General features: G+C 45.9%; 19 protein-coding genes. 8 read left to right on the top strand and 11 right to left on the bottom strand.

The window, feature by feature from the left end:
* Nucleotides 1-108: 108 nt before the first annotated feature.
* The 8 genes from crtC to VB741_RS20505 all read left to right on the top strand — a co-directional run bounded on the left by crtC (nt 109) and on the right by VB741_RS20505 (nt 8,923).
* The gene (gene crtC, locus VB741_RS20540; RefSeq protein WP_323367073.1) at nt 109-1,029 is read left to right on the top strand and encodes a cyanoexosortase C; all 921 of its coding nucleotides are present in this window, start codon (nt 109-111) and stop codon (nt 1,027-1,029) included.
* A gap of 480 nt (nt 1,030-1,509) precedes the next feature.
* On the top strand, nt 1,510-1,806 hold the full coding sequence (locus VB741_RS20535) for a lasso peptide biosynthesis PqqD family chaperone (RefSeq protein WP_323367072.1): 297 nt from the start codon (nt 1,510-1,512) through the stop codon (nt 1,804-1,806).
* Nucleotides 1,790-2,230, top strand: a complete 441-nt coding sequence (locus tag VB741_RS20530; protein WP_323367071.1) for a lasso peptide biosynthesis B2 protein — start codon at nt 1,790-1,792, stop codon at nt 2,228-2,230. Before VB741_RS20535 ends, VB741_RS20530 begins: the two co-directional genes overlap by 17 nt.
* Complete coding sequence (locus tag VB741_RS20525) at nt 2,230-4,251, top strand: lasso peptide isopeptide bond-forming cyclase (RefSeq protein ID WP_323367070.1); 2,022 nt, start codon at nt 2,230-2,232, stop codon at nt 4,249-4,251. The genes VB741_RS20530 and VB741_RS20525 overlap by 1 nt, the downstream gene beginning before the upstream one ends.
* Nucleotides 4,252-4,386: 135 nt before the next feature.
* Nucleotides 4,387-4,560, top strand: coding sequence for a hypothetical protein (locus VB741_RS20520; RefSeq protein WP_323367069.1), 174 nt, complete (start codon nt 4,387-4,389; stop codon nt 4,558-4,560).
* Nucleotides 4,561-4,864: 304 nt separating this feature from the next.
* On the top strand, nt 4,865-5,788 hold the full coding sequence (locus VB741_RS20515) for a hypothetical protein (protein WP_323367068.1): 924 nt from the start codon (nt 4,865-4,867) through the stop codon (nt 5,786-5,788).
* Between the two features lie 74 nt (nt 5,789-5,862).
* Nucleotides 5,863-7,587, top strand: a complete 1,725-nt coding sequence (locus VB741_RS20510) for an ABC transporter ATP-binding protein (RefSeq protein ID WP_323367067.1) — start codon at nt 5,863-5,865, stop codon at nt 7,585-7,587.
* Nucleotides 7,588-7,696: 109 nt separating this feature from the next.
* Nucleotides 7,697-8,923 carry a nucleotidyltransferase domain-containing protein gene (locus VB741_RS20505; protein WP_323367066.1) on the top strand — a complete coding sequence of 409 codons (1,227 nt, stop codon included), beginning with the start codon at nt 7,697-7,699 and terminating at the stop codon, nt 8,921-8,923.
* A gap of 160 nt (nt 8,924-9,083) precedes the next feature.
* On the opposite strand, the gene VB741_RS20500 is transcribed toward VB741_RS20505, so the two are convergent.
* The 11 genes from VB741_RS20500 to VB741_RS20450 all read right to left on the bottom strand — a co-directional run bounded on the left by VB741_RS20500 (nt 9,084) and on the right by VB741_RS20450 (nt 22,887).
* Nucleotides 9,084-10,481, bottom strand: coding sequence for a hypothetical protein (locus tag VB741_RS20500; RefSeq protein WP_323367065.1), 1,398 nt, complete (start codon nt 10,479-10,481; stop codon nt 9,084-9,086).
* A 95-nt stretch (nt 10,482-10,576) separates the two neighbouring features.
* Nucleotides 10,577-11,719 carry a glycosyltransferase family 4 protein gene (locus VB741_RS20495; RefSeq protein ID WP_323367064.1) on the bottom strand — a complete coding sequence of 381 codons (1,143 nt, stop codon included), beginning with the start codon at nt 11,717-11,719 and terminating at the stop codon, nt 10,577-10,579.
* Nucleotides 11,720-11,786: 67 nt separating this feature from the next.
* Nucleotides 11,787-13,034, bottom strand: a complete 1,248-nt coding sequence (locus tag VB741_RS20490) for a glycosyltransferase family 4 protein (RefSeq protein ID WP_323367063.1) — start codon at nt 13,032-13,034, stop codon at nt 11,787-11,789.
* Nucleotides 13,035-13,051: 17 nt separating this feature from the next.
* Complete coding sequence (locus tag VB741_RS20485; RefSeq protein WP_323367062.1) at nt 13,052-14,194, bottom strand: glycosyltransferase family 4 protein; 1,143 nt, start codon at nt 14,192-14,194, stop codon at nt 13,052-13,054.
* Between the two features lie 8 nt (nt 14,195-14,202).
* The gene (locus VB741_RS20480) at nt 14,203-16,494 is read right to left on the bottom strand and encodes a glycosyltransferase (protein ID WP_323367061.1); all 2,292 of its coding nucleotides are present in this window, start codon (nt 16,492-16,494) and stop codon (nt 14,203-14,205) included.
* A gap of 331 nt (nt 16,495-16,825) precedes the next feature.
* Complete coding sequence (locus tag VB741_RS20475) at nt 16,826-17,791, bottom strand: glycosyltransferase family 2 protein (protein WP_323367060.1); 966 nt, start codon at nt 17,789-17,791, stop codon at nt 16,826-16,828.
* Nucleotides 17,792-17,853: 62 nt separating this feature from the next.
* Nucleotides 17,854-18,771, bottom strand: coding sequence for a glycosyltransferase (locus tag VB741_RS20470; RefSeq protein ID WP_323367059.1), 918 nt, complete (start codon nt 18,769-18,771; stop codon nt 17,854-17,856).
* A gap of 54 nt (nt 18,772-18,825) precedes the next feature.
* Nucleotides 18,826-19,737, bottom strand: a complete 912-nt coding sequence (locus VB741_RS20465; protein WP_323367058.1) for a glycosyltransferase — start codon at nt 19,735-19,737, stop codon at nt 18,826-18,828.
* Between the two features lie 4 nt (nt 19,738-19,741).
* Complete coding sequence (locus tag VB741_RS20460; RefSeq protein ID WP_323367057.1) at nt 19,742-20,872, bottom strand: hypothetical protein; 1,131 nt, start codon at nt 20,870-20,872, stop codon at nt 19,742-19,744.
* Nucleotides 20,869-21,765, bottom strand: coding sequence for a glycosyltransferase (locus VB741_RS20455; RefSeq protein ID WP_323367056.1), 897 nt, complete (start codon nt 21,763-21,765; stop codon nt 20,869-20,871). Before VB741_RS20455 ends, VB741_RS20460 begins: the two co-directional genes overlap by 4 nt.
* Nucleotides 21,766-22,134: 369 nt before the next feature.
* Nucleotides 22,135-22,887 carry a sulfotransferase family 2 domain-containing protein gene (locus tag VB741_RS20450; protein WP_323367055.1) on the bottom strand — a complete coding sequence of 251 codons (753 nt, stop codon included), beginning with the start codon at nt 22,885-22,887 and terminating at the stop codon, nt 22,135-22,137.
* Nucleotides 22,888-22,895: the final 8 nt, after the last annotated feature.

The following is a 22,895-nucleotide window of genomic DNA, read 5'->3' as shown; positions in this document are numbered from 1 at the left end:
GGACGGGATAGCCTAGAGCATCTTGTCCACTTTATAGGCACGGGTAAACCGGGTTTATGGCTGCTTTGGATGTTATTGGGATGAATCTCTAGAGTGGAATAGGTTTGTATGAAATGGATACAGCAGATTAGCCAGCAAAGTATCGAGTGGCTAAGCGCCCAAGTCAAGACTAACCATGGCCGAATCGTTTTGCTGGGTCTTGTGATTGGTCTACTTTATTTTCCTCTATGGATGCATGACCTGGTGATCCGTTCCATTAGCGGATCTACTGGCCTCGTCCTCATTTCCTGTGCCGCTTTGCTGGGGCTACTTCCACTCTGGCAAAAACGTCAGCAGCTAAGGCAACTGGCTGCTTCCGAAGAAGATCGGATTATTGGTCACTTGATCATAGTGGGCAGCGTGGCCATGTTTCCCTTTTTTCGGGCAGATATGTGGGCCCAGGCATTAATCTGGCTATTTATTATGGAGGGAATCACCCTCAGCACTTGGGGGGCTACATTCTTTGTTAAATATCCCCTGACCACACTGCTCATTCCCATGACGGTTTACACCCGTCCCGGAGTAATTGCCCAGGGAACTTGGCGTTTTCTCATGCCGCCAAACTTTCTAGAAAATATTATGGCAGCGACCAGTGCTCAGATTCTGCAATGGATGGGGCAACCTGCCGTGGCCCAGGGCCGATTTATTACCATGTCCTCCGGAGGAGCGGTGGAAGTGGCCTGGCGCTGTAATGGGTTTAACATGGCAGTGGCCATGGCGGTAACAGGGTTACTGCTAGGCATCTTTTTTCAGCGCACCCGTTTACAAATTGTGAGGCTCATGGTGGTGGGTGTTGTTGTGGGGCTGGCATTTAATGTGCCTAGGGTGATGCTCATGACCATGGCACATGCCTATTGGGGGAAATGGTGGTTTGATTTTTGGCACGGCTCCTGGGGATCACAGATTTTTGTAGGTCTGCTGTTTACGGTTTATTACTACACTGCAATGGCAATGGTAGATAGGCAAAAGCGCAGTCTCAAACAGGTTTAGCATCGATTTTACTCATCTCTGCCCATAACCGGTGTTAGGTAGAGCGTGACCCCTTATACTTTTCTGGCATATCCGTTCTGGCATATCTGTTCTGGCATAGTTAAGGCGACGGATGTAAGTTAGGCGTAGTTTGAGGATCAGAAAAAATTGCTTTTTTTCTGATCAAGGCTCAGGACGTAAGAAGAAAGATGTAATGCTGTCCTGAAAAATGAAAATGACAAAGGCTTTTACAATGTCCTATTGATTTTCTAGAAGCTTTAGTATTTCTATTTTGCCATTGATTCTGTACGACTACTTATCCATGCAACTTTTCTACGAGAAGTTGCCCTGAAACTCTAATCAACAGAAATGTAGATCTCTTCTATCTGTCCATCTGTAAAACTCTGACGAGATCCAGAAAATTTAGTTGCTAGTCTTAGGCGATCAATATTTTATTTGTCATCCAAAATACATTTTTAACAAGCCCCGAGGTCATCTGAAATGCAAAATATACCATCCAGCGCAGTTATCTCTACAGCTCCAAACCAAATTGCGTCTGAGCTAGAGGGGGAGGCTATTATTCTAAACTTGGTTTCAGGTATGTACTATGGCCTTAATGAGGTAGGAGCAAAAATTTGGGAGCTGATTCAACAACCCTGTACCTTTGAAAATATATTGAATGGCTTGCTTGAAGAATATGATGTGCAGCCAGATATTTGTCAGCAAGATCTAGCTAAGATTCTTGAAGATATGAAAGAGGCCCGTCTGATTGAGGTGAGTGATGAGGCAGGTTACTAGACTACTAAAACTTTCGAGGACTGAGCGCAGCGTTTTGCTCTATGCTTGTATGTTATTAAATGGTATTCGCCTAGCATTATGGCTGTTGCCTTTCAATTTTGTCAGACAGAAACTAGCGCAAATTTCTACAGTATGGGTATGTGATAATCCGGACCATTCTATCCGCGTAAGTTTTATTGTTAAAGCTGTTAATATTGCTACTCGATATACTCCGGGAGGTGCTAAATGTTTAGTACGAGCATTAACAGCACAGCTATTTCTAAATCGGTATGGGTACTCCCATCAGTTGCATATTGGTGTCGCTAAAGGTGCCGACAATACCTTAGAAGCGCATGCTTGGATTGAATATAAAGACCATATCATTGTTGGCTGGCTAAGTAACTTGAGTCGATTTAAATCGCTCACTAGTGAAGGAGTTAAATAATGAGTGGGATTGTTGGCATTTATAGGCTCGATCAGTCCCCGGCAGAGTCCAACGAGCTACGTCAGATGGTAGACGCTCTGGCTCATCGAGGCCCCGATGGTGTAGACGTTTGGTGTCAAGGTTCTATAGGGCTAGGGCATCGCATGTTGTGGACAACCCCAGAATCACTCCATGAGCACCTTCCTCTGGTAAAAGGTGAGCTGAGCATTACAGCAGACGCTCGGATTGATAACCGCTCTGAGCTTAGTCAGATACTGTCACTGCCGGATCGTCCACTGGAAAAAATATCTGATAGTGAATTTATTTTGGCTGCTTACGAGCAATGGGGGCATGATTGCCCTGAGCACTTGATCGGAGACTTTGCATTTGTTATTTGGGATGGACGAAAACAACAGTTCTTCTGTGCTCGCGATCACTTTGGGGTAAAGCCTTTTTATTACTACTATCAACCCGATTGCGCTTTTGCGATCGCATCCGAAATCAAAGGTCTCCTTTGCCTAGATTGGGTTCCCAAAAAGATCAATGAAGTTCGTATTGCCGACTATCTAGCCCTAATGCTTGAGGATAAGGTAATTACAACCTTCGAAGATATTTTACGACTGCCTCCTGCATCTAGAATGTGGGTAGATGCTACAGGTATTAAAGTAGATACCTATTGGCAATTAAATCCTGACTATGAGCTGAAGCTAGAATCTGATGAGGCATATGCAGAGGCATTTCATAAGATTTTTGCTGAAGCCGTTAACTGTCGTTTGCGCAGCGCCTTCCCAGTAGGGTCTCATTTAAGTGGCGGCCTAGATTCATCTTCGATCAGCTGCATGGCCCGTAAAATCCTTGCTGAAACCACAGGCGAAACCCTTCACACATTTTCGAATATTTTTGACACTGTCCAAGAATGTGATGAACGTCCATACATCCATGAGGTGCTCAAGCAAGGAGGGTATACCCCTCACTACATCCACGCTGATACATTTGGCCCTCTAAGCGATGTAGAAGAAATTTGGAAGTATGAAGATGAGCCACTGCTAGGACCTAGCCATCACTACCCGTGGCGGTTAAACCAGGCTGCCCATCAAGCTAACGTACGAGTTATTTTTGATGGCTTTGATGGTGACACAGTCGTTTCCCATAGCTTAGAGCGCCTGCATGAACTTGCCTTTCAACACAAATGGCCGGAATTTGCTGAGGCTGTAGAAGTTGCCAGCAAAAACTATCAACTACCGGTAAACTATATGCTAGTGTACTACGGTTTGCCAGCGTTGAGACAGCTTAGCAAACGTGGTCAGTGGCTCACGTTTGCTAAGAGCGTTGACTATATCCACCATCGATTTCAATACTCACGCCGTAGTTTATGGATGCGACAAGGAATTAGGCCTGTAGTATTTAATAAGACTTTACGCAAATTTCATCGAATACGAAGGAAGAAAGCAGATGATTTAGCTAAAGTAGGAACAATAGTAAACGCGAGTTTTGCAAAGCAGATTTGTTTAAGGGAGCGGATTGATCAATTTACCCCTAAGCCAAATTTTCCAATGCCTGTGCGGCAAAAGCATTGGCAGGAAATGACAGGGGGAGTCCTGTCCCTAAATCTTGAATGTGTAGATCGATGTGCAGCAGCTTTTGGTTTAGAAGCTCGACATCCATTTTTAGATCGTCGGCTAGTCGAATTTTGTTTAGCTATTCCGTCTGATCAAAAGTTTAGGGGAGGGTTTGGTCGAATGATCATGCGACATGGATTAAATACAATCCTACCCAAGACAATTCAGTGGCGAGGTGACAAAGCCAATATGAGCGCTAACTTTTTAAATGGACTCCTCAATATCAATCGTCCATTGTTTGAACAAGTGCTCAATAGGGATCAGCACCTTGTCCTAAAATATATCAATCCTGATACTTGGCACAGTGCTTGGCAACGGTTAAAACAGTACCCAGGGTCGAATAAGACGATCAACTCGACAACCAAGGATAATTTGATAGTGTGGCGAGCAACCGTACTTGCTCTCTGGTTGCAGCGAATGTAAAGCATATGGTTACAAAGGATCGACATTCTCTTGGCAAGTTGGGGCTATTCTATGGGGTAACCCTAACTGTAAGTCCAAAATCAGGGAGTATCACTCAATGTCAAATTAACCAATTTAATTAGAGAACATAAAACCATGAAAAAGGAATACATTCAGCCCAACTTGACGACCTACGGTAGCGTAGAGCAGCTAACTAAGGGTAATGGAACAATTGCTATAGGAGATTCCATCATCTTCACACAGCTTCCTGGCCAGCCCACAGTTGAAGGTTTTGGCTCTGCAGATTTGAGGATCCCTGACGATCTCTAAACCTAAGAGTCTTCCAGTTGTCTGATTGCGAGGGTATCTAATAAACGATTCATTGAATTCCACTCGCTATCACCGAAGAGTAATGGGAACAGTTCACATCCAAGGACTCTAGTGATTCATGGAATGGGTTCAATGGGTATCTAATTAGATACCCTTCTTTATCACCTTGCTTTTAACAGACATAAGTAGACGATCTGATTGACGTCTACTTATGTCTGTGTCTAAAAATGCTATTAGCAATAGCACTGCAGAATTTTGTTTAAAAATTTGTCTTAAGTCTAAATAGAGTTAGTTTTTATAAATTATGTATTCTCATTCTGCCTACCAGCTCTGCATCCACTCGGAAATTCCCCTGGTGGGGTTGACTGTTGCCGAAGGCGAGCCCGATGTCATTGTTCGCTTGAAGAGTTCAGACGCAACTCAGGATGATGATAGTAAGGTCAAGCCGAAAAATGGGCTGTTTGGGCAGCTAGTGGGCATAGGTGATTGTTGGATCTCAGATGGACGATTGATTACTATTGCCCCTTATGATGGCGTTACCGAAGATATGTTGGTACCGAATATTTTGGGGGGTTGCATGTCGGTTATTTTGCGACAGCGTGGCTTTTTTGTCCTTCATGCCAGCAGTATTGCCATACAAAAACACGTCGTCGCTTTTCTAGGGCATTCAGGCTGGGGAAAATCGACTTTGGCAGCAGCACTGCATGCCCACGGTCACACGGTCATCACAGACGACGTCCTAGCAATCAACCTAGAGGGAACTGGAGGCTTTCAGGTTGTTCCATCGTTTCCTCAATGTAAGCTTTCTAATGAAGCAGCAAGAGCGCTGAAACAAGACCCAACTGAGCTAACTCCTCTTTATAGCAATGCCCCTAAGCGCGCCTATAATTTTCAAACTGGCTTTCAAAAAGAGCAACTGCCGCTACAAAAGATCTACATATTAGATAAAGGGGATGAGCATAGCATCAGCCCCTTAAGCCCTAAAGAGGCATTTTGTCATTTGGTTAGTCACACTCGTGCAATGAATGTACTGCGAGATCCGCAGTCACTGCAACTACATTTCCAACAATGTACTCAGTTACTAAAGCAGATACCCTGCTACCGTTTTATTCGTAAACCCGGCCTCGAAGAGTTACCGGATTTAGTTCGCATGGTGGAGGAACATGTAAAAGATACATCGACCGAACAGGCAAGGGTGAACCTATCGTGCAATTTAGCAAAAATATAATCACATTTTTCAAGGGAACTCAGCGACTGGTCCCAGCTCTGCGATTAGTTTGGCGGAGTAGTCCTCGCTGGACAATGGCAAAGATTAGCTTGCTTATTGTCCAGGGGTTACAGCCATTATTGCAAATTTATTTAGTCAAGCTATTAGTCGATGCCATTACCGCTAAGCTCAATAGTGTATCCTCTCTGCAACTATTAGAAGACAGTAAGCCGCTGTTGATTGGACTAGCTATTGTGCTTCTTGTTGGGCTGATAGCTAATGCTCTTTCCGAATTAGTCACTACATCCCAGACGCAAAAGGTGTCTGACTATATGCGGAGCATACTCCATACTAAGTCAATTGAAATTGATCTTAGCTACTATGAAAACCCTCGCTACCACGATACATTACAGCGAGCACAGCAAGAAGCCACTTTTCGTCCCAATCAGATCTTAAAGCGCCTAGCGCTGGTAGGAGAAAACGGCATTCTACTCATGGCCATGGTGGGGCTGCTATTGACGCTTCACTGGGGCATCACCTCTACACTATTAGTTGCCATTATTCCAACAATATTAGTGCGTTTATACTATACGCGTAAATTGTATGAGTGGCAGCGTACATGGACTACCGCTGATCGCAAATCGGCGTATCTTTCCTGGTTGTTGACAGGTGAACAATTTGCTAAGGAAATTCGCCTGTTTGGTTTGGGTGAATTGTTTAGTCAGTGGTTTGATCAATTGCGATCGCAACTTTATCAAGCAAAGTTTAAGCTAATGGCGTGGCGTTCACTATCGTTTTTGATCGCCAATATAATTGCAGGCGTTATGGTTGGTGCGATTTATGGCTTTATCCTCTATCAGGCTCTGCAAGGCGTATTAAAGCTAGGCGATCTCGTCCTATACCATCAGGCGTTACAGCGGGGGCAAGGTGCTCTCAAATCTTTCATCGCCGGTCTTTCTGGATTACATGAGGATAATTTATTCCTCACCAATCTTTACGAATTTCTAGACTTACGTCCTCAAATTAAAACGCCACTACAGCCCAAATTCTGTCCACCCGTAAAAGAACAGGGAATTACGTTTGAAAACGTTAGTTTTCAGTATGAAGGCACCACCCGACAGGCCCTTGAAGATCTCTCATTTACGATCCATCCTGGCGAAACTGTTGCTCTAGTTGGAGAAAATGGGTCGGGAAAGACAACACTGATCAAACTATTATGCCGTTTGTACGATCCAACACAAGGACGAATTACCCTCAATGGTATTGACTTACGGGATCTGGATGTCGACCATTTACGCCAGCAAATCAGCATCATTTTTCAAGACTATGCCAAGTATCATCTCTCTGCTCAAGACAACATCTGGCTAGGCAATATTCATCTGCCGCCGCAAGATAAGCGCATTATAGAAGCAGCTCATGATGCTGGTGCCCACGATGTGATTACCCAACTACCCGCTGGATATGACACCATGCTAGGCAAGCTATTCCATGGTGGAGAAGAGCTGAGTATTGGTCAATGGCAAAAAGTCGCGCTGGCTAGGGCATTTTTACGTCAGTCTCAGGTGATTGTGCTGGATGAACCCACCAGTGCAATGGATCCCAAGGCTGAATATGAACTCTTTAGTAAATTTCGAACCCTGATCAAAGACCAGTCAGCAATTCTGATTACCCATCGGCTGTCCACTGTAAAAATGGCCGATCGTATTTATGTGATGGAGAAAGGGCGCATTGTAGAGAATGGTACCCATCAAGAACTAGTGGAACATCGGGGTACCTATGCGCATTTGTTTGAAATGCAGGCTAAAAACTACTGGTCATAGGACCACTGAGACTATTTTTTTCCTAGTTCCGATATACATCACCCTGACATTCTTAACCCTGATATTTTGCTGATTTACTATTTCCTTTAGTTCAAAATCGTTAAAATCCGTGAGTTCTTTAAACACGACTGAATCAGAGCCAGAACTAGTTTTACTCCTGGAATGTGCTAAGCATTATTTAAGGGGTACATCCCAGGAGCGAATACAACAGCTGCTTCAACAGCCAGAGCTAGATTGGCAAAATGTTTTGAACCTAGCTCGATTCCATCGGTTGCTACCCATACTGTATAAAGTATTCTCGTCAAATGGGCCGATAGAGCTGCCGGAAGCAGTACTAAAGGAACTACGGGACCTTCAGTTCAGAAATATAACCAACAATTTAGTCCTACTAAAAGAACTAATAGGGTTTCTAAAAATTTTGGCAGCCCATGACATTAGGGGGATCTCTTTTAAGGGTCCCATGACGGCAATGAGCGCCTACGGTGATTTATCGCTGCGCACATTTAGCGATTTAGATGTGTTAGTGCACCCCGATGATTTCTTGAAGCTAAGGCCCATTGCGCTTCGCAACGGGTATCAGTGTGACAGGCTAATGGCTATTCCAGAACAACAGTGTCTCAAGCAGCTGAGCAGCCATGAGCAGGCGATTTACTTTCAATCCCAGAAGGAGTACAGCTTATTAGAACCCAAGAGTCGTACTTGTCTGGATATCCACCAAGGCATTTTATCTAAACACTTTGCTCCACTGTTTGATACTCGTTGGATCTGGCAGCATACCCAAACAGTGGATATTGGGGGCCATCTAATACTTGGGGTGACGCCAGAGGTGCAGGTGCTGGTGATGGTGGCCCAAGGAGCAGAAGACTATTGGCGGCAGCTTGGTAAGCTCTTGGATTTGGCCATGCTAATCGACAGACACCCAGATCTAGACTGGCATGCCTTGCTGGAACTTGCAGAAACCTTGGATATTTTACCGAGACTGGTCTTAGGCATGAGTCTCGTTCAGCAACTGTATGGGTTAACCTTACCCGACAGTGTGGCTAGAACAATCCAGAGGTTTCCCTCAACCCAGGGATTAGCTCAAACTGTCCAGCGACATATTCTTGTGAATAAACCATCGCATCAGAGTACCAAACTAACTATGGGTTTGGTACTTTATCAATTACGACTGATGACCACGTGGAAAAATCGCGTGCACTGCGTGCTGACGTTAATGAATCCAACCCTGGCAGATATTGCGGCAATGCCCTTACCCAAGCCCTTATTCTTTGTTTACTACCTGCTGCGTCCAGTCCGTTTGGTGCAAGGATTCGTCAGGCGTCAGCCAGTGCATTGAGTTTGCGTGGCAATCTGACGCTGCATTAGTCTGTTTGCTCGCTGTTCCTGCCAACGTAAGCCAAGCAAACAGTCAATTGTGAGCATATGCCCTGACTCTTCGTTTACTACCTGCTGTGTCCAGTCTGTTTGGTGCAAGGATTCGTCAGGCGTCAGCCAGTTCATTGAGTTTGCATGGCAATCTGACGCTGCGTTAGTTCTTTTGCTCGCTTTTCCTGCCAACGTAAACCAAGCAAACAGACAATTGTGAGCATATGCCCTGGCTCTTCCATCTGGGTGAGAATACAGCCAAATACGGCCGTGGATAATAGTAAAAATTTGCCAAAATCGTCCACACAGATCTGTTTCCAAATGATGAAACCGATAAACAGATAGGCTAGTAAGCCGATGATGCCCATGTCCCCCCAGATACCTGCCCAGGAAAATAAAGGAAAATAAATGGTGGATTCCTGGGGAAGATAGCTACTAAAAACCACATCAAAGACTTGTTTAGATGCGGGATGAATCGTGGCTCCTAGGGGTCTGAGCAGACTGTCATAGTCCCTCATTACCCAACCCCCAAGGCGGGTTACGGTATGCCCTGGTCCTAGGCCAAAAAGCCAGTTTAGGGGAGATTCAAAATGGGTAGGAATAATTCTAAAGGCAGCGAACTTTGTTTCGGCGGCTAGGCCATCCCATCCCCAAATGGGTCGATTGATCCAGTTTTGATACGGACTTAAAATGGCAGATTCTAAATTGAGCAAAGCCCAGCTAAAGGCAGCTATGATCATGGCAAAAATGGATATATAGACCAAGAGTTTTGCCGGTCTTTCCACCTTGGTGGCGGCCAGTAATCCCCAGCCAGCCACGAGGGCTAAAAACACCTGCTTAGAATCAGATACTTGGATTTGATAGATGGCTCCCACCAAGGGCAATAGTCTGACCCAGAGGGCTCGGTGCTTAAATTGATTAAAGAAATATACTCCAACGTAAAATGAGACGGTGCAGGCGATGTAGTTGGCCGCACTGCCGCCGCCGCCGCCAAAAACACCGCCAATGTTATCCTGCAGGGTGCCGCCATCGGGCTTGGGATAGAGGCCAATGGGGAGCAAAATGGACTGGGCGATCGCAAGTAGCAAATTAAACGCCGCAAACCCCAAAACCCAGTATTGAAAACGCTTCAGCCGGTCCCCCGACATCGGTAAGACAATAATGGCCGCCAGGAACATAAAGGGCTCCAACAGGAACAGAAACTGCAGCACGATGTTGATAATGCCGGCGCTGTTCAGCAAAGCACTAGCCATCATGCAAATCAGGAAAATGACCATGCCAGTCATCAGCTGCCACACTACATTTAGCCGTTTTTTGTCTCGGGTTTTGGCCGTAAAAATGGTAATTAAAAAGGCGCTGGGAATAATCAAAAAATGAACAAAATTAATAATAGACGGAACCCCCATGGAGGCCAGTAATCGAGGGAAAAATGCGGATGCAAACCCGATTAACACCAGGCTTGTACTACCAATTCGACCCTCGGTATTGGCAGGCCCATTGAGTTCAGAAAGCTGCAGACGGTTTTGCATTGATCCAGGGATTTAGGGAAAGGGGAATTGGTGCTCAGATCTTTTAACCCAGCTGAACTGTGGTTTATTACCCGCTGTTCCCAATCTTTCCAGCCCTAAAATAACCGATAAAAATCGAGCAATTGGTTCGATATCGTTGCTTTAGAAAACCGGTTGTCTGGGGTTTGGGTTTGACGGGCGTCGGCAGCTAGAGCTGCCGCCATGGCATCGGCTAGGGGGGTGGAGTCTTGACCATTGAGGGAAAAGTAGTGGCACTGTGAAGAGTCCTGGGAAGAACCGACCTCGCGAAAGATGGGAATATCCGAACAAACTGCCGGACATGCCAGGGTAAGGGCCTCCACCAGGGGTAGGCAAAACCCTTCTGTCGTAGACGGAATCACAAACAAGGACGCATTTTCATAGAGCCAGCGCAATTCTCCATCAGACAAGCCAGACAGAAACAGCACCTGTTGCTCTAGATTTAGCTGGCTGACTAACTGCGTAAGGCTTTCGGTTTCAGGACCAGAGCTGCCGACAATCAGCAGCTTGGCCTGAAGCTGATGGCGATGGCGCAGGGTGCCATAGGCTCGAATCAAGAGATCCAGGTTCTTATTTTTGCGATGCTGGGCAACGGTCATCAGGAAAGGATCGCCAGGGACCATGGGCGACGACTGGGACAATAACTGGTGGGGGACTTTGGCATGAATACCTTCAAAGTCGACCACGTTGTAGACAACGGTGTTTTTTTGACGGCCCTTAGCCTGGGGAAAGTAGTCCTTGAGGGCATCCAGGGTACAGTTAGAGACACAGGTGAGACCATCACTATTACGAATGCACTGGTGAAGAAATAGCTGATTAAACCAAACGCGGGGATAGCCAAAGTTCTCCGGACATTCGTAGGGATAGAGATCGTGGATGGTGGAGACAATGGGGCTGTTAAACCACTGGCGCACAAAGGGAAAGGGAAATGACATGTGTATCATGTCAGGCTGGAGTTGCTTAGCAAGCTGGGGCAGACCAAATAAAAACCAACGGTTGCGAGCCAGGGAGCTATTTTTAATATCCACCTCCACCAATTGGATTTTGGCCGAGTCCAGCTGGAATGCATCGTTGAAGTAGGGGCGCTGCCAGGAGCCGATGATCAGTGTGACCCGAGCCACCGCCGGGGTGGCGGCTAAACACTGGGCTAAGTTTACCGCATGGCGGCAGACTCCGGTCGGTTTGATCGGGCGATGGAGGGCTGGAATCAGCACGTGCATGGCAGGAGAAGGAGAGTGGGTCAGGGGTGCTCTAGATTGTGGATCTGGTGATCCCATAGGGACAAGCCTAGGCCGTTGCTGGGACAGACTTAGCCTGAGATGTGGTTTGATACAGAGCATTTAACTGCTGGCCGACTGCTGTCCAGCTAAAGGTGTCGTCCACCAGCTGACGACCGGCTTGGCCCATTTGGTGGCAAAGCTCGGGAGTCTGAGAAAACTGCTGCATGGCGATGGCGATGTCGCGCACGGATTGTTCAGGGTCCTGGGCGGCAATCTTAAAGCCAGTGTGCTCGGTAATTTGAACAGCGGGACCGCCCAGGTCGAGGCAAATGACCGGGCGACCGGAAGCCATGGCTTCGATGCAGACCCAGCCACCGGAATCGTGCAGGCTAGGGTGGACTAGCACATGGCTTTGGTTGAGACGGTTCAGGGTTTCGTCTCGGGAGAGGTGACCCCAAAATTTGACTTGGTCGGCTACACCACAGTCGACGGCCAGCTGTTTCAGGGCATCGGCCTCTGGGCCATCCCCCACCAGCCACAATTCAGCATTGGGGAGGTTGGCTTGGGCAAAGGCGCGGATACCCAGATGAAACCCTTTCCAATGGAGGAGGCGACCCATGCTGATAAAGCGTAGGGGCTCTGCTGGGGGCAGACTGTGCTGCTTTAGGACATTGATTTCTTCGTCTAGTAAGCCGATGGCAGAGACAACTTCCACCTGCTTTGCGCCCATTTTGTAGAGGCGCTGGGCGGTGTCGTCGGTGGTGGCCCGGACTATGGCACTGTTGCGAATGGTGTGGGCCACCAGGGGATCTTTTTCTCCTACTTTGCGACTAATGTCCCGCGCAAATTCATAGAGGCGGGCGCGGGGACTAAAGTCTTTCCAGAATTTGGGTGGGGCGGATTCTCCCCCACCCACGGGTCCCCAGATAAAGGGAACGGGCAAACGGGATAATAAACTAGGGGAGGAGTATTTGACAAAGGTAACGTGGTGAACCAGGTCAAAGTTAATGTCTTGATGTAAGCGCCGCGCTACAAAATAGGCCTGAATCTGCCACAGATAGTAGTGGATTTGCATGGCCCCAGACTGCCCTAAGGATAAGCTGTCTTTCCAGAAGGGCAGGGTAAAGTAGACAAAGTGTAGATTGGGAACGGGGTTGGCCGCTAGCTCAGCCTCGATGGCCGCTTTGCTTTCGTCGGGGCGAGTCAATACCCACACGTCATGGTGTTTGGCGGCTTCTTTGGCCACATTCCAACCGACGCCTCGCTCTGAGCCTTGACCCGGTTCACAGGAGTAAGCAGAAATCAGTACTTTCATGGCAATATCAGTTGAGATTAGGGCTTACAAGCTAAAGATGCGGGGCTCTGTTGGACTAACAGGGATTCGTAAACTTGAGCGACCTTTTCAGCCGTTGCTTTCCAAGTAAATTGTTCAGCTCTTTTTAGACCTTTCTGGATCAAGCTGTTGCGATAGTCGGGATCTTGGTAAAGTGTTTGGACAGCGGATGAGATCGCATCCGCCTGATGTGGATTCACCAAAATTGCCGCATCGCCTGCCACCTCGGGCATGGCTGACACATTGGAGGTGATGACTGGAGTGCCCGTAGCCATCGCCTCTAAAATGGTCAAACCAAACCCCTCCTGGAGGGAGGGCGCTATCAAGATATCGGCAGCACCATAGAGCTGAACCAACTCTTCCGAGGCCGGTTGCCCCAGGTAGACCACCGATGACTCCAGGTCATGGTCCCGAATATAGGCCCTTTGCTCATCGGTAAAATCGGCACTCACCTTCCAAAAACAAACTGGCAATCCCTGCTGCTTTAGTTGATTAACCGCCTTCAAAATAACCAAAATATTTTTGCGGGGATGATTAGAACCGACATTCAGTAAACACAGGGTGTTGGCCGCCATGCCATGGCGTTGACGGATAGAGGCCGACAGCTCAGGCGTAATGGGCTGAAAGAGCGGATCGATACCGTTGGGGGTGACGGTAATCTGGTCGGCAGGAATATCCAACAGATCGGAGGTGTCTTGGGCCGTAGCCGCTGACACGGAGACAATGTGATCGGCCTGTTTCATGCCGTGGACCGCCCATAGCCACAGCCGTCTACTCACCAGCGGCAACTGTACCGAACCCTGTAGGTTATATTGATGGTGAAAATTAATCAGATCGTGACAGGTGACAACAATCTTTTTGTGGGTTCTGCGCCTGAGGCGATATACCGCATGGGCTTCGGCAGGATCAATGATGTGATAAATATCTGCCTGTTGCCGTTGAATTGTCTTAGGAAAATTCCAAAATCGTTCGTAGGCTTTATGGGCCCGCACCCGTAACGATCCACTCCGGCGATCGACGGAGTGAGGTTTAAGATCCACAATGTCCCACTCAGGTCGTACCGTACGCAACCCCTGAACAATGCCTGTGGCGTAGGCATCCATACTAAACTCGGTCATCGTTCGAGCAATGACAACACGCATAATGGTCCCTACGCCTCTGATATGGTTGATTTGGTGATCGGCCCCTGAGGAAGAGTGCGCTTGGCACAGGACGTGTTCAGGATGTTATGCCACAGGGTATGCAGCCGTTGGGCAATGCGCTTATGGGTATAATGTTGCTGCGTCCGCTGCAGGCAAAAATTCCCCATGGACTGCCGAAATTCCTGATCCCTCACCAGCCGTGACAGGAGTGTCCCTAGCCCGTCAGCATCATTTTCTGCAAACACCAGCTCAGGATGGTCAATCACATTAGGAATTTCACCACAGGTGGAGCCCACCGTGGGAATTCCCATGGCCATGGATTCGATCAGGACATGGCCAAACTGTTCTTTCCAGGTGTCTATGGTGCGAGAAGGCAGCACCAACACATCGAACTGGGCCATTTCAGCAGGCACCTGCCCATGGGCCACGGCCCCTCGCCAGCGGACACAGCCCTCCACCCCAAGGTCTTTGGCCATGGTGACAAGATCGGCCTGGGCTGGACCTGAGCCGCAGATGGTCATTTCAAAGGGCAATCCTTGTTTTTGAAGCTGCTGGGCAGCTTTCAGCATCAGGTCAATTCCTTTTTCTGGGACGATGCGGCCTAAAAAACCAATGTTGATTTTGTCGTTGCTGCTGGTGATTAGCTCCGGTGAAAAGATTTCCTCATCCACTCCCATTTGGGGCATGACTTCGATGATGCCTCGGTAGTCCCATTGCTTGAGCAGCTGCCCGCCGTCACGGTTACCCGCTAAAATCGCAGAGGCGGTACTGAGCACAAAGTCACGTATCCAGCGTCGGGGTAATGGCAGGTTACGATCCATATTTTCCCAACCAAAGATCACTAGGGGCAGTCTCATCAACCGAGAAAAAATGGCAAGCTGTAGGGCACACAGCGAGAAGACTTCTTCTTCGACCTGGAGAATATCGGGTTTGAACTGGCCAATGGCCTGCCAAATTCTAAAGGGGTTAAAGACATAGGCTCCACCCCGCCCAGAAAATAGAATTTTGCTGGGGAACATGGTGATATTCGGGAAGGGGGTTTCTAAGAGCAGCACCCGGTCCCATCCTTGGGAACACCAGGTCGCTGGGGTGAGCAGTCCCACCTCGGCCTGGTCGGCGATGGCGGCCAGTTTGCCCTGGTTGATGCCAACCACATAGGTGTGGCTAATAAACAAAACTCGTAAGGGTTTTTCGATATCTTCCGCCCCATCCTGAGGGACGTCTTTGGGCCGGTTTCGATGCAGTATATTCATCAAAGAGTGCAGGGGGCGGGGCCGTTGATTGGGCATAAATAGCCAATGAATCGCTGGCTTGGCTAAGGGCAATGGCAACAGACCTACCCAGATAAACCAGAGACTAAAGAGAATGCGTTTAACTAAGGACTCACTGGAATATAACCAGAGGGATTGGACTCCCCACAGGGCCAGCAGAATGGCACTATCGTCGGGGACGGGGTGTTTCTCGGGTTCTAAACGCAGGGAGACCAGGCGAGACCAGACGGAGCCAAACCTACGGATTTCTAGGTTGTCGGGCACTTGGTAGCCTAGGGTGGGGCCGGTGGCTTTGAGTAGGGCGCAGCGCTGCAGGTCGTGGGCGACAAAGCGCCGGAAACGGCTGCTGTCTAGCTCTACCAAGGCCCATTGATTGCTGTCATGGATGCGATATGCGCCCAGTTCTTCTTCGATGGCAACCACTTCACCGTACAGGGGAACCAGGGAGGAAAGGTAGTCGTCTGAAGTGGTATTAAACTCCACCGGAATGGGAAATATTTTTTCCATCACAGAGCGACTGAGAGCGTTCCCACTGGTGGGGACACTGGCGTAGCCGCTGGTTTGGAGGATTTTATTGCGTAGGTGGCCGCTGTCTAGAGTGCCGCCCTGGGGAAAGGAGAATCCTTTGGGATGGCCGTCTCCGTCTACGACGGAAAGGCGATAGTGAACTTTGGCGATATCGGGACGCCAAGCGTTGACGATGTGTTCTGCGGCCTGGGGATATAGGTAGTCATCGGCATCTAGAAAGATGATGATGTCTCCTTGGGAATGTTTAAAGCCATTGTTAAAGGCGGCACCTTGTTTGCCATTGGCTTGCAGAATTGAGGTAAAGCGAACCGACGGGTCAGCACTTCTTGCATCGCAATAGCCGGCAATTATCTTGCGCGAGTTATCAGTAGAACCATCGTCTACAACAATGACTTCCACATGGGCATAGGTCTGTGCCAAGGCACTGTCGATTGCCTTGGCTAAAAAGCGGTCATAGTTATAGTTATTGATGATAATACTGACGGAAAGAGGGTGCTGCATGATACAGATACTTGTAATGCCTGACAGGCCTTGCGTACACTTAAAATCAAAAAACTTCTAACAGAAAACACTTATTTCTAGGCACTAGCATCAGCCTTTCCCAAACTGCAAACCTGTACAGAAAGTTCTTCCAGACTGATAACGCCTTCACCCTATAGCTTCGTCACGTACTCTACGATTCCAGGTGTGACCGCTAACTTATCGACGTTAAAATCTTTTCTCCTCTACTTAGAGGTATTATAATTAAATATTGTGGACTAGAGGTTTTGCCGATTTAAATTTGTTTCTTTAGTGCTTCTGTTAATATTTTTATTAATTCTGTAATCTAGCCTTAGACTAGATCTGAAAATTTAAGTTTCATAGAATATAGGGTTGCTCTTATATATAGACTTGACCGCACTAAGTAAGACATTTTTGACTGAGATTTAGAAATTATATTATCATAATTAAAATTATTATTCCTGACATTCCAATGCAGACAGATGCCCTTAGATAATAACTTCTGGCCTAATCTTGATAGTTCCGGATAATTTAATAATAAATAGTATGCAGTGAATAATAATATTTCACAGTAAGTTCTCCTTTTTTTTGTAATTCCCTGAGTTGTATATAGGTTGCTTTCATGAAACCTGAAAACGCCTAGATATTCTTCAGATTTAATTCCTATGCCTAGCCACACGGCCACCGTCCTCAAATAGACATCACAGATTGCTAGTCCAGAATGGCCTTTAACTTCTGGCAAGGGAAAAAACTTATTTAAAAGCGTTCTAGTGAAGCAAAGATTTGAGGTAGAAGGTGCAAAATGAGGTAATACAGCATTACGTAAGTTATCTCTAAAGTCGATTATTTCAAAGTGAGTTTCTTCAGAACTTTTAGGGTGTTTAGCTTGGATATTGGAAAGGGTTATTTGGGCTATATTTTCAGAATCGATAGGAGCTGACTCATGGAAAAACCATTCGATTTCTGGATAAGTTGTAAATAGTCTAACTACTTGCTCAGCTCTATTTTGAAAGACAAGATCGTCTGCATCTAGAAAACATATAATGTCTCCACTGCTGTTGGAGAAGCCAGCGTTAAATGCTGATGCTTGGCCACCATTTTCTTTAAGTACGGGAATAATCCTATTACCATAGCTACTGATGATACTTCTTGAGTTATCCTGTGAACCATCATCAACGACGATAACTTCTACATTTTTGTAGTTCTGATCGAGGGCGCTATCAATTGCCTGTCCAAGAAAAGAGCCGTAGTTATAATTGTTAATTATAATACTAACTAATGGAGAAGTATTTCCCACAGCCATATTTCAAAATTGGTAATATTGCGAGTTTAGACGTAAATACTAAAAAGGGTTTTCTACTAGCTGCGTTCGGGCGTGCCGCCCCAAATCTGGAGTCTTAGGCGTTCTTTGATGACTACATCGCGAATGCGCAGCATTACGATTGTAAACTGCAATTTTTGTTGAGGTCCCTTGAGTCTGTCGTCAGCCCAAATCCTAAAGAAGCTCCTAAAGGGTGGCTTTAGATAATCAACTAAGTCCTTAATGGCATCCCACTGAGAGTTCCAACTTCGTTTGGCTAAATCATATCGACCACCCGTGATTCTGATGGCGCGCTTTTTGACATCAGTCCATGAATATCTTGCTGGATGATGAATGCAAACATTATTGTCATAAACTTGTTCGTACCCACTGTCGTAAACGCGTTTGCCCCACTGCCGATCTCCAGCAGATCTAAGATTTTCATCAAAGCCGCCAACCTTATCTAGAACAGAGCGAAATGTGAACAGATTAGCTGTTGCTCCAAAATGACTGTCTTTGACAAAGTCTTCTTGGGGAAAGCCCATAGTTAAACTATCGTATAGCTCAAATGATCTGGGTTTTTGAGGGTTTTTATAAAATAGTTCGATGCGACCAGCAACTAGGCCAATATTAGGGCGTTGGGTTAGGGCGGCGACGCCTTTTTCTAGCCAGTCGGATTGAGGGATACAGTCAGCATCTGTAAAGGCAATAATGTCTCCTTTGGCTACGCTTAGCCCTTTGTTGCGGGCAATGTAGGAACCTGCGGTGGCTTCATGGGTTAAGGTTACTGGCTCAAACTGGTTGGTGATTTGGCTGACGTCTTCTTCCGAATTATTGTCCACGACAATAATCTCAAAATGATCTTTGCCATAGGTTTGCTTAGTCAGTGCTGCCAGACAAACTTTCAAAAAGTCATTATCGTTGTAGACAGGAATGATAATAGAGACAAATGGAATTTGGTTAGGTTCAAGAGACATGGTGATAAAGGGTGAAATACGGGTTTCCCTATTGCTGTTTGATTAAAAATACAGTTAACCAGTTGACTGTAGCTTCCAGTTTTCCTGCCAGTAGAGCTGTAGCTCTGTAATAGCTTTGGATACTTTAAGTAACATATAGAGAATTACAACGGACATACACTTTTTCCGATTATTAATACCACGTTCTTTCAGTGCTCGAAATAGAAATCTTGCTGGTGGCTTGATATCAAAGGTAAGCTCTTGCAATAAGTCGAAGATTGGTATTTCTGCCTTTTTATTGATATAAAAACTGCCTTTAAATACGCGGTGCAGCTTTTTGTTGAGTTCCTGGAAGCTGGCCCGAGCGGGGTGAGAAATTTCTACATCGGCGGCATAAATCAACTCATAACCTGCGGCGTAAACTCGTTCCCCCCATTCCCGATCGCCGCCGGATTTGAGGGTGGCATTAAATAGTCCTACGACGTCGAATATCTTTCGGGTGGTAAATACATTGGCCGTAGCACCAAAATGGTCTTCCTCAATATACTTTTCCTGCTGGAGAAAATACAGACTATCGTATAGTTCAGCCGGGTGGGGATTTTCTGGATCCTGAAAGGCAAAGTTAATGCACCCGGCAACAAGTCCACAACCAGGATTTTTCAGGATATTGACTACGCCTTTCTCGATCCAGTTTGTGGCAGGTGTGCAGTCAGAATCAGTAAAGCCAAGGATTTCACCTTGAGCGATAGAGAGTCCTTTGTTGCGAGCACTGTATGAGCCTGGAACAGATTCAAACTCATACTTAGTCTGCTCAAACTTCTCGATTAAAGACTTAATATCATCGGTTGAATTATTGTCTACAACGATGATCTCATAAGACTGTTTAGGATAAGTCTGATTGTCTAGAATTTCTAGGCACTTTTTTAACCGATCGTAATCGTTATAGACCGGGATGATAACTGAAACAAAAGGGGGAGGACTGCTCATGGTTTTAAGTCAGCTCCTTTTGGAGAATGGTGATATCTAGAGGCAAGTTATCCAATCGGGTTGCTTCGTAAATGCGAGCAGCATGGGTCATCAAATCATCTGTATTTTTATTCATTAGATCTGTCTCGAAGTTATAGGAAGCGTTTAACTGTTGAGAGATCCAACGGCTTTGCTCAGCCTGGGATTTTGAGTCTGGATAAAATGTTTTTAGGGCAAACGGTATCTCAAATCCAGGGGGATTATAAGGAAAACCGTACTTACTGGTTTGAATTTCTTTAGCATAATAATCAGAGCGGATAAATTTCAGTGTGCCTAAAAACTTGCTACTTTTCCAGAAAGCATGCTCGGGATATGTCTGCTTTAACAAAGCAAAGGCATACATATTAAATCCGTGGTAGCCTACTTCTTTTTTGCGCAGGTACTCCTTTTCCTTCAGAAAAATGTGGGGCTTTCTAATCTGTCGAAATTGTTTACGGAAAACCTGTGCCTGTTTTTCGATGGAAAATAACTTGAAGGGCATCATATGTCTGATTAGCCCAGAGGCATAAACCTCAAACATTGAGGGTAAACCATCAAGAAATTTCTGAACTTGTTGTTCTACTTCTTTAGACTGACTTGTCTTGGCCAGTAGGCCACCGCTAGCGGCAAACCATAGCTGATGGTTAAAGGTATAGTCAACGTCTAAATACGAGCCATCAACGCCAACTCGCTGCCAGCCGCCACTAACTTGGTCGATGGGGTGTATTAAAAATACTTGCTCTGCAATGGTTAGCAGTTCTGGCATTTCCAATTTTTCAGCAGCAACGGCTAATGCTTCGATTGTCCAGGCTTGGCCCATTAGGCCATTGCAAAAATCTTTGCGCGGGTTCTTGCGGTGCCAGAATGTGGCACCCATAGGACGAATTTCTGGGCTACAGAGATACTTAACTGCTGACTTAGCGCCATCTAGAAACTTCTGTTTCCCTGATATTTCGTAGGCTTTTAAAAATGTAATTAGCCAATGGGCCGTATTCCGAACAGGTGTTTCCGGGTCATGGTACGCACCGTTATGCCCGGGGGGCATAAAGCCTTGTTCAGAGTCTTGAAGTGATAGGGCCACAGTGGCACTTTGAATGAGAATGTCGTATAAATTCATCGGTTTAGTAAAGAACTTTCTGCAGCAAGTTTACTTAGACGCCCGAGCCCTTTGGATGCTTGACACATCCAGCTAACTAGCCAAATAGAGAACAAGTTGGTGGTTTCTAGTCCTAAACCTTTTCGCTCAGTCAGCTCTTGTATTTTTTTCATAGAAGGGGGTTTCAAAAGCCCCTTTAAGGCCCCTGTTACCACAGCAGGAGTAGATTGCCCTTCGGCCTGTAATATTTTGAGCTGTCCTTTGCCAACACGGTATTGCTTCTGCATCAGTTCCCAGAAATTACGTGCTGGATGGAAGACTTCTGCTGCTGGTGCATAGACAAGCTGAAAGTTTGCGTCGGTGGCTTTCTTGGTCCACAAAACATCACCGCCAGATTTTAGATGAGCAGGGAAAAGCCCAATCTTATCGAACACGTATTTATACGTGAAAAGATTAGCCGTCTTGCTAATCTTACGGGTTTCAATATTCTCTTTGATTTGCATATTGGTTACAGAGTCATATAGCTCTGCTGGCCCTTTAGCCGGGGAAAACGTGAAGGTGACCTGTCCCCCTACCAAATCGGCGGAATTAGTCTTTAGGCTATTGACCCCTTCTGCAATCCAATAGTCTTGTGGTAGACAATCAGAGTCGATGAAGGCAAAAATTTCTCCCTTTGCATGGTTAATCCCTTTGTTGCGTGCGGCATAGGAGCCTGGAGCTGACTCAAACTCATACTGGGCCTGCTTAAACTGAGAGACGATGGATTTAAGGTCTTCAGTGGAGTTATTGTCTACGACAATTACTTCGTAGTATGCTTGAGGATATGTCTGATGTTCCAACGATTCCAAACATTTGTGTAGGCGTTCAGAGTCGTTATATACCGGGATAATAACGGATACAAATGGAGTAGTCATAAAATCTTGGTGACTATAGTCTTTTATGTAACGAAATCTGCAAGATAAGCGACTAAAATTTAGTGTAACTTTATATGCATGAGATAGCCATGCCCCTAATCCAGTTTTTTATTTGTCTTATCTGGTCTCCGATAGCTTTAAGCCTATAATTCATATTTCAAAGCTAATTGTCTTCTATCTCGATGATTTGGCTATTGAATATCTATAGGGCACCTCTATTAATTGCCTTGATCTCAAAAACAATGTCTGAACCCATTGGAACTTCGTTTGCTATTCTCAATAGAATGAGTTTTCTTTTAACAAAACTGAATTAATTAGGGTGCCCTATAGTTTTCTATATCCTTCGTTAGCAGATTCAACTTATAGAGGTTAGGAGTTTTGACTGATGAAGTTATAGAGCTCTAAATCAAAACGAGTAATGTGGTTTATTTTCTCTAGGTCAGTCTGAGATATTTCGCGATTAGACTTGGGGTTTTTTCTTTTATGGGGAATTCTGAGCCTTAGATTATATTTGGCCTTACATTCAGCGACAAAATCATCTAGCTTCTCTAGGAACCCAACAGTGTTAAACTTCAATGCGTTTTCCTTTGCAATTTCTAATAGTTCTTCAGTGGGTTCTACAGCTGAGTTGGGATTACCAGAGAAGTAGTTGGTATACATGTATCCCCAAGATTTGCCACGGTCAGAGTCGAGAAACTCTGACAAGCCATCATTGATTCTGCAGTGTTCGGTTGTCTTATATTTGTTAAAGAAGTAGTTGGAAATATAGCGTTTAACGGGATGTCTGAGGACAGTAACGTATGCGTACTTGTCTTTAGTGTTTTCCCAGATTTTTTGATTAAATGGGATGTGGCCACTGATGTATTGTGACCCTAATTGCATATGGTATAAGAGCAGGCTTTCACGATAGCGAAAGCAGTCGTCATAGCTAAACTCTTTGTGAGGGTTATCGTAGAGAACTTTTGAGGCTTCATAGGATTCAGATGCTTCAATTTTTACGTGTTCTCTGCCGTAATATTCCTGAAAGGCTGAATCAACGGATGTTCCTCCTGTTTTAGGAAGATGCATGAAGAATATAGAGGGCTTGGCAGGTTTGAATTTTAGTAGATTTATCTTTTTCATGGTTGGCT

This window comes from Leptothoe sp. PORK10 BA2, from assembly GCF_034932105.1.
GTDB lineage: Bacteria > Cyanobacteriota > Cyanobacteriia > Phormidesmidales > Phormidesmidaceae > Leptothoe.
Note: the sequence above shows the minus strand (reverse complement) of the source record. Positions and strands in the feature narration are given on the sequence as shown.